Source organism: Acinetobacter sp. YH12236, assembly GCF_013417645.1.
Classification (GTDB): domain Bacteria; phylum Pseudomonadota; class Gammaproteobacteria; order Pseudomonadales; family Moraxellaceae; genus Acinetobacter.
The window spans coordinates 84,643-98,877 of the sequence record NZ_VPDM01000005.1; the positions used below are offsets into that span (position 1 = coordinate 84,643).

Below are 14,235 nucleotides of genomic sequence, written 5' to 3' on the forward strand. Positions count from 1 at the left end.
TATTTTCCAAATATACTAAAACTATCCTGATATTTCAGTCAGGCATAAAAATGGAGCAAACAGCTTCGAGATAGTTGATTTAAATCAGATTGATAGGTCTATCTCTCCAGATCATAACTGATTAATTCATTCACTATTTTATAAAAAAACAGTATGCTTAGACCTGTAAAAAGGAGCATACATGTATCAAGTACTTGCGCGAAAATACCGTCCCCGCAATTTCAACGAATTGGTCGGTCAAAACCATGTTTCACGTGCCTTAACCAGCGCACTGGAGCGTGGCCGTTTGCACCATGCCTATTTGTTTACGGGAACGCGTGGTGTTGGTAAAACCACGATTGCACGTATTTTGGCGAAGTGCTTGAACTGTGAAACCGGTATTACTTCGACTCCTTGTGAGGTATGTCCGACCTGTACCGCCGTCAATGAAGGCCGTTTTATTGACTTGATTGAGATCGATGCGGCATCACGTACCAAAGTCGAAGATACCCGTGAGCTGCTGGACAATGTCCCTTATGCGCCAACTCAGGGTCGTTTCAAGGTTTATCTGATCGATGAAGTACATATGCTGTCCACGCATTCCTTCAATGCTCTATTAAAGACACTGGAAGAACCACCGGAGCATGTCAAATTCCTGTTCGCAACCACAGATCCACAAAAGTTGCCGATTACAGTTATTTCTCGCTGTCTGCAATTCACTTTGCGTCCATTGGCTGTCGATGAAATTACCGAACATCTGGGCAATATCCTGACGAAAGAAAGCATTCAGGCTGATCAGGATGCGATCTGGCAGATTGCCGAATCAGCCCAGGGCTCGCTTCGTGATGCCTTATCCTTAACCGATCAGGCGATTGCCTATGGACAGGGTGCCATTCAGCATCAGGATGTCAAAGACATGCTGGGCTTGATCGACCGAACCATCATCTATGATCTGATTCTGGCTATTCATCAGAACCAGAAAGCACGTGTTAGCGAATTATTATTGCAATTCCGTCAGCAGGCGCTGGATGTATCACTGGTATTAGATCAGTTGATTTCTACCTTGCATGAACTGGCTTTATTACAATACCTGCCAGATTTAAGCCTGAAATACAGTGCCGAGATCAATCAAAAGATCATGCAGTTATCGGCTTTGATTTCAGCACAAGATTTGCAACTGTATTATCAGATTGCCTGTAAAGGCCGGGCTGACCTACAGCTTGCGGTTACGCAGGAGCAAGGCTTTGAGATGACGGTGCTGCGTTTGCTAGCCTTCCGTCCGCTACAGCCCAATGAAATTCCAACTAATACAGCTCAGATACAACAAGCTGTACCTGCTGCTTCAGCTCCACAGCAAAATCAGATAACGCAGCAGGAAAGTGCGCCGGTTGCTCAAGCTACTGGAGAAGATTTTTCATTAGATGCTGGCTATGAAGACGAGCAGGATAATCATCCAGTCACTGCACAGTCTGAACCATCTTCGGATGATTTTCTGGATGAAGACGAGCCAGAAACCAATTCTGAGCCTCAAGTCATACAAGCTGAATCAACTAGAGTAGAACAATCTGAGTCTGATCAGATTGTATTTGATCCAAACCTGGAAGATGGCCTGTTTGGTTTTGACGATGTTCCTGCAGAACCTGTTCCATCCAGCCCTGAAGCCAGCAGTGATGATTTTCTCTTAGAAGAATTCATTCCTGAAAATGATACTGCTGCACCAGTAGAACAAGAATCCGAGTTTAGTCTGGATGCTTTAGCTCCTGAATCAGAACAAGTGATTCATAAAGCAGATGAAAGCCAGCCAGAAATTTCTACTCAGACTGAGGTTGCATCTACTCAGATCGAAAATACAAATATTTCTACAGACCGTAATCTGATGCCTCAGGATATTCTGCAAATTCCGGTACAGGATATGCAGGGTGAATGGACGGTAGAAAAATGGGAATTCTGGTTCCGTAACAGCCAGTTATCTCCGGCAGTTCAGGAATTGGCTCAGTATGGCATCATGACTGGTCAGATTAATGCAGCATCGGTCTTTCATATTCCAGAGCGTTATCAGCCGCTTTTGTCGCAGCTACAACATCATCTGGAAGCAGCTTTGCGGGAACAATGGCCACAGACCATTTTCCAGGTGAAGTTTGAAGATGTAGAGCAGTTAACGCCATATACCATGCAGCAAGAACGTAAAGTACGCGCTTTTAAACGCGCAGAAGAGCTGCTGCATGCTGAACCGGCTGTACGTGACTTGCTGGAACAGTTTGATGGTGAATTGCACAATATTCAGCTGAAATAAAATATTTTAGACTGAGACAAAACGTGCTAAAGCATCCCGCATTTCAGTTGGAATCGGGGTGCTTTTTCGTGTGTAGCGATCGACAAACACATGCACAAAACTGCCTTGAGCTGCTGCCGTATCAGAATTCATTTTAAAGATTGCCAGATCATAGCTGAGAGAACTATTCCCCATTTTTTCTATGGCGACACCTACCTCAATAATTTCCGGATAAGACAGCTCCTGATTGAACTGGCATTGCGAGCTGACCACCAGTCCAATCATTGGAGAATATTTGGGATCAAATGCGGCTTCCTGAATCAAAAGGGCATTCGCGGCCGTATCAAAATAGCTGTAATAAGTGACATTATTGACATGGCCATACAGGTCATTGTCCGCCCAACGAGTCTGTATCGGCAGAAAAAATGAATAATGTTCGCGTTGTTTAAGAGCTGCTTTCATATTTTTAAATAACTTGTAGTGGCTAGATCTGCTGAGTCGAAAATAATCCTAAATCTAATAGATCGCCTGATAAATGTTGTAAGCATCTTCCAGAGTAAGTTCACGTGGATTGTTCTGTAACAGGCGGCTCTGTTTCATGGCATCTTCGGCCATGATCATCAGCATATGTTCAGGAATTCCTAACTGTTTGAGTTTTAGGGTTAAGCCACTTTTCACCAGATGATTATTAAAATGATCGATAAACAGGTCAGTCAGGCCATCATGGCAGCCTTTGCTTTGTGGATCTAACCAGCACATCAGTTCGGCATAGAGGGCTTTGGCATCCGGCGTATTAAATTTCATCACCTCAGTTAATACCAGTGCATTACTATGTCCATGTGAAATATGGAAATGCCCACCTAATGGATAAGCCAGTGCATGCACAGCCCCAACCGGTGCATTGGCAAAGGCCTGACCTGCCAGCATAGAACCAACCAGCATGTTTTGACGTGCGTCCAGATCCTGCCCATCGTCCAGCACACGTTGCAGATTGGCATTTAACAGTTTCAAAGCATGCTTGGCCAGCATATCGGAATAAGGATTTTTTTTGATTTTAGAGGTATAAGCCTCAATAGCATGAACCATGGCATCAATGCCAGTCGCAGCAGTAATTAAGGGCGGCAGATTCTGGGTAAATGTTGCATCCAGAATAGCAGTATCTGCAAACAGGATCGGTGCCACAATTCCGGTTTTGGTAGTTTCACCTGTAGTGACAATTGAAATCGGAGTAACTTCAGATCCCGTACCTGCAGTGGTAGGAACCAAAATCAAGGGCAAACGGGGGCCAGTAGCCTGATTTACGCCATACAGATCAGACAAAGATTGGTGCTGTGCCGGATGACTCAAGATTGCAATCAGCTTGGCGACATCCATAGAGCTGCCACCACCAAAGCCAATCACGATATCGACATTTTCCTGTTTGGCAAAATCTGCTGCTTCAAGCACTACATGCTCAGGTGGATCGGCCTGTACATCGGAATAAATTGCATAATCCAGTCCCGCATCTTCAATAATTTCCAGAATAGGCAGGTGTAATTGATGCTGTAGCATGCCTGGATCAGTGACCAGTAAAACACGCTGATAACGGCCCTGTTTGAGAATAGAGGATAATTCCTGAATCGTGCCGAGGCCGGCGATGATGTTGGGAACGGTTTGAAACTGAAATCGATTCATGTCTTTATCCTTTAATTTTTATCGCAAATACAAAATTATTATGGGGCGGTGATATAGGATTCATCAGGTAAATAACTTAACATAAGTATCTTGAAAATGATTAACTCTGAGGTTGTTTATGTCATCCAGAACGCCATATAAGGTGTTATGTGTTTGTTTGGGAAATATTTGTCGTTCTCCCACGGCAGAAGTGGTACTCAGACATTATTGTGATGAACAGAAACTCGATATTGTGGTCAACTCAGCAGGAACCAGTAATTACCATCCGGGGAAAGCACCTGATTTGCGTAGCCAGCGACATGCCTTAAAACGGGGTTATGATCTTTCTGCTTTGCGTGCACGTCAACTCAAAACCCATGATTTTATTGACTATGATCTGATTCTGGCGATGGATCTGGAAAATCTGGCAGATATTCAGGCGCTTCAGCATCAGGCAGAGGCTGAATTTGGACACCTGCGTGCCCAGGTTGCTTTAATGAGTGAACATGATCAGGACTATCCAAAACAGGCTTTGCCAGATCCATATTATGGCGGGGCAGATGGTTTTGAACGTGTCCTGAATCAATGTGAGTCCAGCAGTCGGGCTTGGGTAGAAATTTTTAAACAACATCAAACAGAAAAGGTTTAAGTCATGCAGATTCAGACTCAGGTTCAACTTAAACCTTTTAATACGCTAAATCTCGAAGCGATTGCCGCTTACTACAGCCGGATCCAATCAACTGATGATCTGATTGCTGCACTGGAGTTTGCTGAGCAGCAACAACTGAATGTGCTGATTCTTTCTGGCGGTAGCAATATGTTATTGCCGGAACAGATTGATGCACTCGTCCTGCATATGGATATCCAGGGCATTGAAATGCTGGAAGGAAATGAGCAGCATCAATTTCTGCGGGTAGGTGGGGGCCAAGTTTGGCATGACTTCGTACTCTGGACGACAGAACAGAAACTCTATGGTCTACAGAATCTGGCCCTGATTCCCGGACTGGTCGGCGCATCTCCAGTGCAGAATATTGGGGCATATGGTGTCGAAGTCGGCGAATTTATTCATGCGGTAGAGGTCTATGACCGTAAGCTGAAAAAATTTGATTCCATTCCTGCTTCAGACTGTCATTTTTCCTATCGTCATAGTATTTTTAAAGATGATCCAACACGTTATGTGATTACACACGTTACTTTTAAATTACTAAAACAGGCAAATCTGAAACTGAATTATGGTGATCTTAAAGCAGCGGTGGGTGATAATCTCACAGCAGAAAACTTGCAGCAGCAGGTGATCCGGATTCGTCAGAGCAAACTGCCTGATCCTAAAGAATTTCCAAACGTGGGAAGTTTCTTTAAAAATCCTATCGTAAATCAACAGGTTTTTGACCAAATTGCTGTGCATTTTCCTAATTTGCCCCATTATCCGCAGGCCAATGATCAGGTTAAAATGGCGGCAGGCTGGCTGATTGATCAGGCAGGCTGGAAGGGGAAACAGCTTGGGCCAGTTGGCATGTTCCATAAACAAGCACTGGTTCTGGTGAACTATGGTCATGCTTCTCTGACGGATGTCCGTCAAACCTATGGCGCAGTACAGCAGGCTGTCTGGGACAAATTCAAGATTATGCTCGAACCTGAACCGGTATTATTTGATTGTAAAGGCTTAATTCGATCTCATCAGGATAAATAACGTATATGAAAAACACCCATTGGATGGTCCGTTTAGTACAAATCGTCGCAGGACTGTTTGTATTTTTCGGCTGTCTAGTGATGTTGATCTATTCGCCATTTTATTCGCAGCTTGTAGTTAAGGGACTCAACAGATTTGTGTCTTTTGAAATTAACGAAGTCGCAGCACAAAGCCAGAAAATGGCTTCCTTGAGTGAAGATGATACGCTCGAACCAGGTTCTGATCAGTGGATTGCCCGTCAGGCTTATTTGCGTGTGATGGAGCAGGATATCCAGAAAAATCATTCTGCCAATCTGATGCTGATTCAGGCACGCTACAAGATACTGCAACAGATGATTGAAGAACATCAGCGTGAACAGCAGGAAGAAAAAGCAGAACAGAACCAACCTGCACAAGTGCCTTTATTGTCTCAGCAAGAACCTGTGGAAGCCGTTGACCCGACTCAGAAGGTCCGCGAACTGCTGGAATGGGACAGTAATGAAAACAAGGAACGGATTGAACAATATGTTGAATTCTTAACGACTCATCCCCTGGAAGATGAAGAAGCGAGCGCCGTTCAGGTCACAGCGAAAGAAGAAATCAAGGAAGATCTGGCTTTACTGCAAGAACAGCAGCAACAGAAACCGGTCAATCAGTCTAAACCTTATGCCATTGTGGTTCTAGGTGGTGGTCTGACCTTACATGAAAATGGTAAGGATATTGTGGTCAATGACTATACCCGTTTGCGTCTGGAAACTACACTCGCAGTTGAAAAACAGTATCAGTTACCGATCGTATTGAGTGGTGTGGAAGCGCCGTATATGCAGCGCTGGTTACAAAATTACAATGTCGATGCCAAATTGCTTGAAGACCGCAGCATGAATACCTGTGAAAATACCCGTTTCAGCTCGTTATTATTGCAAAAAAAAGGTGGGGCACCGACTGTGATTCTGATTACCGACCGTTATCATATGCCGCGTACCCGTCGTCTGTTTGCACTGAATGGTATTCAAACGATTCCAGTGGAAGCACCGATGCCGAAGTCCTTGACCCGTTGGCGTCCAAGTCGACAAAATTATGATCATAGTCGCCGTGCCAATTATGAAATGCTGGCCACTATCCGCGATATGTGGTTTGGCTCCAGTGACTGTCGGGAGGTGCCTTAATGTCTGATATTCCGTTTTTAAACCCGACCATCCTGAAACAGCTGGATTTACCTGTGCCAAGCAGGGAAACAACGCCACAGCTTTTACAGCCCTTAAACCTGAATAGGGATGACCAGCCCACTATTGATCTGTTGTCTTATCGCAGACTGTATGGTTTTGATTTACTGGATTGCAAGCATTGGCAGGGCTATGTACAGATGCCGCTGTTTAAACTGCATGTGCAAGTATTTACACCTAATCTAGAAAATACCCGTTTTGACAAAATTCAGGGAACAGCGTTTCTATTACATGGATATCTGGAACATAGCGGAATTTATCAGCCGATCGTACGTGAGTTGCTGGAACAGGGTTTTAGCGTTCTAACCTATGATCTGCCGGGGCATGGTCTGAGTGATGGTTCATCTGCCAGTATCCAGAATTTTGACCATTACCAGCAGGTTTTGCATGCGGTATATCGCTATGTCAAACATGCCGAGCAGTTACCTAAACCATGGGTCGGTATTGGACAGAGTACCGGTGGTGCGATCTGGATGCATCATTTGCTCGAATTTGCAGAACGACGTGAAAATCCGTTTGTAGATCGCGTGCTGTTATTGTCACCGTTGATTCGTCCGGCTAAAACTGCCTGGTGGCATAATCCGCTCGGACTCGGCATTATCAGCCGGATCAAGCGTGAAGTACCACGTCATTTCCGTCGTAATAACCATAATCCTGAATTTCTGCGTTTTATCCGCCTCAAAGATCCTTTGCAACCCCGCATGATGGGCATGGACTGGATTCTGGCGATGTCACGCTGGATGCAGGAAATGGAAGCACGTCCAGCCTGTCGTATCCCTGTCTGGTTAGCTCAAGGTGCTCAGGATCAGACAGTGGACTGGCGTTACAATATTGAATTTATCCGGCGCAAGTTCCGCCTGCAAACTTTGCTAATGCTGGAAGAAGGTTCACATCAATTGATTAATGAACGCGCGGATATCCGTGCAGCATTAACAGGTTTAATTCCAGCCTTTTTACATGCGCATGGCAGTAAGACCTATTATTAGACTGTGACACTCTCAATTAAAAAAAGGCGTTTTAGTAAACGCCTTTTTCTTGTCTAACTCGATTAAATTTCACTTATTCTAAGTCTAAAAACTTTCCAATTTGGCCATATTCCACATACGGAAATAAAAGTTTTCCTCATCTTTATTTTCGCAATGTAATAATTCACCTTCTTTAAGCCAGAAATGAATCTGGGCAAAGTTCTTGATTTCATGATTGCTGATTCGCTGTGCCAGATGATGCGGTTTAATAGCAGAAGGATGTTTTAAACCTGCTGAAGCGATTAGCTCAGACAGGGCATGCATTGTATTTTTATGGAAATAAAACACTCGCTCGGCCTTAGTCGGGACATGCAGGGCTTTTTGACGCTCTTTATCTTGAGTAGTGACTCCCACAGGGCATTGATTGGTATGACAACTTTGAGCCTGGATACATCCGACTGCAAACATGAATCCGCGCGCTGAATTAACCCAGTCAGCTCCAAGTGCCATGGTACTAGCAATATCAAAGGCACTGATAATTTTCCCGCTTGCACCAATTTTAATCTTGTCTCTCAATCCTGCACCGACCAAGGTATTGTGCACAAACAAAAGACCTTCTCTTAAAGGAGTACCCATATAGTCAATCAATTCAATTGGTGCAGCACCGGTACCGCCCTCAGATCCATCTACCACAATAAAATCAGGATAAATTTTGGTATGTAGCATGGCTTTCACCATACTCATAAATTGCCAAGGTTGACCTAGACAAAGCTTGAATCCGACTGGCTTACCTTCAGAAAGCTCACGTAGTTGTTGAATGAAATTCATCATTTCAATCGGGGTTTTAAACGCCGGATGTCCAGAAGGTGAGACACAGTCATGTTCACGGCTAATCCCGCGAATCTGAGCAATTTCTTCTGAAATCTTGGCTTTAGGTAAAATCCCCCCATGTCCAGGCTTGGCACCTTGTGAAAGCTTGATTTCAATCATCTTTACCTGAGGTAGCTTAGCTTTTTCTGCAAATTTTACCGGATCAAACTGACCTTCTAAGGTCCGGCAGCCAAAATAGCCGCTACCAATTTCCCAGACAATGTCACCGCCATGTTCCAGATGATAAGGGCTGATACTACCTTCACCGGTATCATGAAAGAATTTGCCTTTTTGCGCACCAAGATTTAAAGCCCGAACCGCATTGGCACTTAAACTCCCGAAACTCATAGCCGAGATATTCAAAATGGAAGCAGAATAAGGCTGGGTACATTGTTCATTGCCGATCAGAATGCGAAAGGTTTCTGGATCAGCAGGTCGGCAAGGGGTGAGGGAATGGCTAATAAACTTATAGTTTTCTTCATAGACATTCATGATTGAGCCGAAGGGCTTATCTGAATTTTCATTTTTGGCCCGTTGATACACCAGACTACGCTGCATACGTGAAAATGGCAAAGCATCCCGATCTGCTTCGATAAAATACTGACGAATTTCGGGGCGGAATTCTTCAAAGATAAAACGGAAGTGGCCCATAATCGGATAATTTTTTAAGATTGAATGTCTGTTCTGCAAGACGTCATATAGGCCTAGCAGGCTCAGCAGAATACTAACGATCCATAGTGTATTCACTAAGGTTGCCGGCATAAAATAATAAATATAGCGCGGCTCATAACCGATATGAAAAATCGTAAAAATAACGGCGATGGTGATGCAGGCAAACCAGACCGAATGCCGTGAAAAGAAAGTATTAAGTAATTTGTGTCGTACTAATTGCGCAGGGTTAGCCATTATGAAATTAAATCCCTATTTCCACTACGATAGCGTTTAATAATGTGCAGAGCTGCCTGGCTTATACAAGCATAGAATTGTTTTTTAATTTTATAAGCTTGCTGAAAATGGAATGATGGTGGTTATACCTGACTTTAAGATAGATAATAAATTTTCCAAATAATCTTCTATGGAAAAATTGTGCAAAAGGCATGCATTCTTTTTATTTCAAAAACAGGCTTAAGCGTTTTATAGTGATTTTACCCCCACAGTAGGAGTGTAAATTATGACAAAAAAATCGATCCGTTTTAATAATGCAGAGCTGGCTTGCTCATGCTGCCGTACTCTTTAATTTCTAATGTGACACATCCGGTCTGTTTTCTGGGGCAAGAGGAAAGCAAACTGGCTCAGTAGCAGACCACCAGAGCAATAATAAAAATAAAATGATAAATTGATCAGGTCCCCAAAATGGGGACTTTTTTACTCTTTGGAAGAAGCTGAATCAGTTTCCTCTACTTGATAAACAGCATCTGCCACTATTTTTGGTTCGATATGCTTGATTTTATTGCCAAAACTGCGTAACCACCAGACCAGTTGTGAGGTAAAAGGCACAGTCGCACTAATCAGCGCCATGCCATTTTCGATTTTTTCAATTTTTTGATCTTTGCTGAGCTGACTTTCCTCAAAATAATGTGCATCAGATTCAGGCATGCTCAATTGAAGCAATACATTTTCCGTTGGCTGGTTAAAATCGACCCGGAATCCTAAAGCGCCAGATTCAATATATTCATCAATATCAAAATTTACCGGGTGTAGGGCACGAGAATTCAGCACCTCTGCTGATTTAAAACGGTGCAGGGCAAAGGTCTGAATATCCGATTTATCATGACGGGTACAGACCAGATAGATAATTGAACCTTTTTGCACTAATGCCAGCGGATTTAAAATATAGGTTTTCTCTTCGCCATTATGACCACGACCCTGATAAACACATTCCAGCTGTTTGTCCTGTAACAGGCCTTCGTAAATCGCCTGTTGGGCCGTTTTATCAACGACAGGCGGAATAAGCGGTTGGGTAGCTGGCACGATTCTGACCCGGTTAATCCATTGTCGTACATTATTTTGTGAAGACAGGCTGCGTCGAGCCAGATCAAACCAAGGATTCATTTCTTCAATCAGACTAGGTGGCAGCAAATGTTTCAGATGCTCTTCCACCATCATAAAGGTCACTGCCTGTGAACTGGTCATGTGCGGCAAGCTTTGAATCGGGGCATCTGAACGCCAGCGCCAGCCTTGGGGCGTGGTTTTACTGCTCTCAATCGGGAAACGCTGGGCAATCTGGTTCAGATCACGCTGAATGGTACGCAAACTGATTTCGATTCCTTCACGATTCAGGATTTCTTGGAGTTCACGGGTTCCCATCCATTTGCCGGTAGAAAGACGCGACAAGATTTGCCATTGGCGGTAAAGGCTATTGGAGGTTTCTTTTTCTTGTGCTGACATAATGTATTTTTACTGGCAATCAGTGGAAACAAATTAAATATGAGCTTACCACAATAAGAAATCTGGATTTTTTTCGCAAGTTATTCTGCGCAACAATTGTCCTACAATCCGTAAACATCTTGGTGAAAAATGATATTGAGTGAATAGGCACTTTGCTGGGTTAATACAGACTTCGAAACGGATGTCATGGCATGGATATTGCTCTGATTTTATTATAATAGATTACAATGACGAGGTTTGTATGCTAAAAGAAAGCCAGGATACAAATACTATTACAACAGTAGAAAATCATACTGCAGCAGATTTAAGCAAAAATTTTACAGATACTACAGCACTCAATATTTCAATTAAGCACAGTCCGCATTTTTTATACCAAGAGATTTCTTCGAAATTTTTCAATGAAATGCGTAATCATCAGGTGATGAACAGCCAGGCAGGTCAACGAATTGAAGAATGGCTGTCACAGCATACATTAGATGAACTGAATCAGCTAAATGAAGTGGCAAAAGAACATTTTCTCTATGACGGTATTACATTTACCGTATACGGCGATGAGCAGGGCACTGAGCGGACTATTCCTTTCGATGTAATTCCCCGGGTGATTGCCCGTAAACAGTGGAATATGGTGGCACTCGGTTCAGCACAGCGTGTTCAAGCCCTAAACCTGTTTCTGCATGATATTTATCATCAGCAGGATATTCTTAAAGCCAATATTGTCCCTGAGCTTCAGGTGCTCACCCATGAAGCGTATCAGCCACATATGTACCAGCATCATTTGAAAGGCAGTATCTATAGCCAGATTAGCGGGATTGATATTATCCGGGATTCCAAAGGTGAATTTTATGTACTGGAAGATAACCTGAGAACGCCATCTGGGGTGTCTTATATGCTGGAATGCCGCAAGATCAGCCAGAAGTTAATGCCAAAAGTGTTTGAGCAATCCAATATTGCCGGTATTGAACAATATCCAAAACTCTTAAAAGAAATTCTGGCGGAAAATGCTTATACCGATAATCCATTCATTGTGGTTTTGACCCCGGGTCGTTTCAATAGTGCATACTATGAACACGCTTGCCTTGCAAGGGAGATGAATGTGCCTTTAGTGACATCACGTGATCTTTTTGTTGAGAACTTGAAGGTTTATGTAAAAACAATACGTGGGCGTCAACAGGTTGATGTTATTTATAGAAGGGTCGACGACGCCTATCTTGATCCACTGTGCTTTAAACCAGACAGTACTTTGGGTGTTCCGGGCTTAATGTCCGCATATTTGCAGCACAATGTTGTAATCGCAAATGCACCGGGTACAGGTGTGGCAGATGATAAATCGATTTATCCTTATGTCGATAAAATGATTCATTTTTATTTAGGTGAAAAACCGATTTTAAATAATGTTCCAACCTACCAATGCCGTAATCCGGAAGATCTGGACTATGTATTGGCAAATTTGGATCAGCTGGTCGTCAAGGAAGCACAAGGTTCTGGCGGTTACGGCATGCTGATTGGGCCACAAGCCTCTCAACAGCATATTGATATTTTCAGAGATAAGATTTTAGCTGCGCCGCATTTATATATTGCGCAGCCAACTTTGGATTTGTCGGTCAGTCCGACTTTAAGCAATTTTGGTATTGCTGAACGACATATTGATCTGCGTCCTTTTGTCTTGAGCTCACCTTACCGCACTGAAATTGTGCCAGGTGGTCTGACCCGGGTAGCCATGCAGGCAGGCTCACTGGTGGTCAACTCATCGCAAGGTGGCGGGATCAAAGATACTTGGGTAGTCGACAACTTACATTCATAACATTCCAAAGAAGGATAACGTCATGGTTTTGTTAAATACCAATGCGCAACATATTTTTTGGTTAGGCCGTTATTTATCTCGTACCCAGTTTTTATGTTCGCATTTTCCATTTTTAGATGATGAAGCCGCTGTGGCTTATGCACATGCTTTCTGTTTGCCTGCGTTTGATGCCAGTTCATTAAATGAGCTGGTTCTGGATAGTACCCAGCCGACTTCATTTACCCAGCAGTTTCAGGTGGCAAAAGACAATATTCAGGAATTACGCGGTGTATTGTCTGGCAAAGCCTATTCCGAACTACTGAAACTGATTAAAACTGCGGATCAGAATGCCGGTTATATCTGCGATGTCGTGACAGATTGTGCCGAAATTCTAGAAGCAGAATCATCAGATGTATTTCTATTTTTCAGTCTGGGCCAATGTTTGGAACAGCTAGATCAGCAGTTACGTCTCGGTGAGGATACTACCCGTACCTTATGTAAAATCGATTATATTGTGGATACACTCTGTGAGATTGGTTGGGGCAGTGTAAAACAATACTGGACACAGTTACGTGCCGCACCTGATCTGAAGCAGTTTTACCAGTTTAGTGATCATATTCATCGCTTGTTCGAGGCTGATGTATGAAATTGATGGTGAATCACCAAACGCAATACACGTACACAGCCGAGGTGAGGAACAGTATTCAGTACATCAAAATGATGCCTTCCACCAATGAACATCAGAAGGTGCATTATTGGGATGTCAGTGTACCGGGTCAGAAAGTGATTCGGCATGATGCCTTTAAAAATCTCTGGATGACCAGTACACAGCGTGAATCCTATCATAGCCTGATGATCATGGCACAAGGCATCGTTGAGCTAAATCTCGCGCATGAGCAGGGCTTAAATGATTCCTTAAATCCATATCTATTTTTACAGCCGACTGAAGCAACAAAATGCAATGCAGAGATGAAGGATTTTGCAGATCGTCATGTTCCAGCATTAACTCGTAAACATTTAATCGGCTTGGCTCAAGCCGTACTCGAACACGTTCCTTATATATCAAATAGTACTACGGTACAGGGGTCTGCTATTGATGCTTTTGAAGCACGTCAGGGCGTCTGTCAGGATCACAGTCATATTTTTATCGCCATGTGTAAACATTTAGGTTTACCATCACGTTATATATCAGGTTATCTTTATGCACAGAATGCCTCACATCTGGCGAGTCATGCTTGGGCTGAGGTATTTATTGAACAGGCATGGTACTGTTTTGATGTGAGTAACCTGTTATTTACGCCTAGTGCGCATGTCTATGTTGCGGTGGGGCGCGACTATTGGGATGTTGCACCAGTACGTGGTGTAAGAGAAGAAGGCGGTGTGGAATCCATGTATTCCATCGTCCAGGTACTAGGATGTTAATTCATTAATAAGGA

The 14,235-nt window shown here is 43.4% G+C and carries 12 protein-coding genes; 8 read left to right on the forward strand and 4 right to left on the reverse strand.

Annotated elements, in window-relative coordinates:
- Nucleotides 1-181: 181 nt before the first annotated feature.
- Nucleotides 182-2,272 (forward strand): DNA polymerase III subunit gamma/tau, encoded by a 2,091-nt coding sequence (gene dnaX, locus FTV14_RS04250; protein WP_180053410.1) that lies wholly within the window; start codon nucleotides 182-184, stop codon nucleotides 2,270-2,272.
- A gap of 6 nt (nucleotides 2,273-2,278) precedes the next feature.
- Here dnaX and FTV14_RS04255 read toward each other — a convergent pair whose 3' ends face one another.
- A complete protein-coding gene (locus FTV14_RS04255) occupies nucleotides 2,279-2,713 on the reverse strand; it encodes a thioesterase family protein (RefSeq protein ID WP_159123193.1) in 435 nt (144 codons plus the stop codon).
- 54 nt (nucleotides 2,714-2,767) lie between these two features.
- Nucleotides 2,768-3,925: an iron-containing alcohol dehydrogenase gene (locus tag FTV14_RS04260; RefSeq protein WP_125278997.1), complete on the reverse strand. Its 1,158-nt coding sequence runs from the start codon at nucleotides 3,923-3,925 to the stop codon at nucleotides 2,768-2,770.
- Between the two features lie 118 nt (nucleotides 3,926-4,043).
- Between FTV14_RS04260 and FTV14_RS04265 the strand changes: the two genes are divergently transcribed.
- From FTV14_RS04265 to FTV14_RS04280, 4 genes are read left to right on the forward strand one after another with little or no spacing between them, the layout of a single operon-like run.
- Nucleotides 4,044-4,553: a low molecular weight protein-tyrosine-phosphatase gene (locus FTV14_RS04265; RefSeq protein WP_180053411.1), complete on the forward strand. Its 510-nt coding sequence runs from the start codon at nucleotides 4,044-4,046 to the stop codon at nucleotides 4,551-4,553.
- A gap of 3 nt (nucleotides 4,554-4,556) precedes the next feature.
- Nucleotides 4,557-5,594: a UDP-N-acetylmuramate dehydrogenase gene (gene murB, locus FTV14_RS04270; protein ID WP_180053412.1), complete on the forward strand. Its 1,038-nt coding sequence runs from the start codon at nucleotides 4,557-4,559 to the stop codon at nucleotides 5,592-5,594.
- A 5-nt stretch (nucleotides 5,595-5,599) separates the two neighbouring features.
- Entirely contained in the window at nucleotides 5,600-6,739 is a 1,140-nt protein-coding gene (locus FTV14_RS04275; protein WP_180053413.1) for a YdcF family protein, read from the forward strand.
- Nucleotides 6,739-7,782 (forward strand): alpha/beta hydrolase, encoded by a 1,044-nt coding sequence (locus FTV14_RS04280; RefSeq protein WP_004783902.1) that lies wholly within the window; start codon nucleotides 6,739-6,741, stop codon nucleotides 7,780-7,782. Before FTV14_RS04275 ends, FTV14_RS04280 begins: the two co-directional genes overlap by 1 nt.
- An 84-nt stretch (nucleotides 7,783-7,866) precedes the next feature.
- On the opposite strand, the gene FTV14_RS04285 is transcribed toward FTV14_RS04280, so the two are convergent.
- Nucleotides 7,867-9,537, reverse strand: a complete 1,671-nt coding sequence (locus FTV14_RS04285) for an FMN-binding glutamate synthase family protein (protein WP_004783900.1) — start codon at nucleotides 9,535-9,537, stop codon at nucleotides 7,867-7,869.
- A 459-nt stretch (nucleotides 9,538-9,996) separates the two neighbouring features.
- Nucleotides 9,997-11,019 carry a YafY family protein gene (locus FTV14_RS04290; RefSeq protein ID WP_180053414.1) on the reverse strand — a complete coding sequence of 341 codons (1,023 nt, stop codon included), beginning with the start codon at nucleotides 11,017-11,019 and terminating at the stop codon, nucleotides 9,997-9,999.
- A gap of 241 nt (nucleotides 11,020-11,260) precedes the next feature.
- Here FTV14_RS04290 and FTV14_RS04295 point away from each other — a divergent pair, with 241 nt between their 5' ends.
- Genes FTV14_RS04295 through FTV14_RS04305 form a run of 3 tightly spaced genes read left to right on the forward strand, consistent with a single transcriptional unit; the run spans nucleotide 11,261 to nucleotide 14,221 of the window.
- The gene (locus tag FTV14_RS04295) at nucleotides 11,261-12,820 is read left to right on the forward strand and encodes a circularly permuted type 2 ATP-grasp protein (RefSeq protein ID WP_180053415.1); all 1,560 of its coding nucleotides are present in this window, start codon (nucleotides 11,261-11,263) and stop codon (nucleotides 12,818-12,820) included.
- A gap of 22 nt (nucleotides 12,821-12,842) precedes the next feature.
- Entirely contained in the window at nucleotides 12,843-13,445 is a 603-nt protein-coding gene (locus tag FTV14_RS04300) for an alpha-E domain-containing protein (RefSeq protein WP_004783892.1), read from the forward strand.
- Entirely contained in the window at nucleotides 13,442-14,221 is a 780-nt protein-coding gene (locus FTV14_RS04305) for a transglutaminase family protein (RefSeq protein WP_179992462.1), read from the forward strand. Before FTV14_RS04300 ends, FTV14_RS04305 begins: the two co-directional genes overlap by 4 nt.
- Nucleotides 14,222-14,235 lie beyond the last annotated feature (14 nt).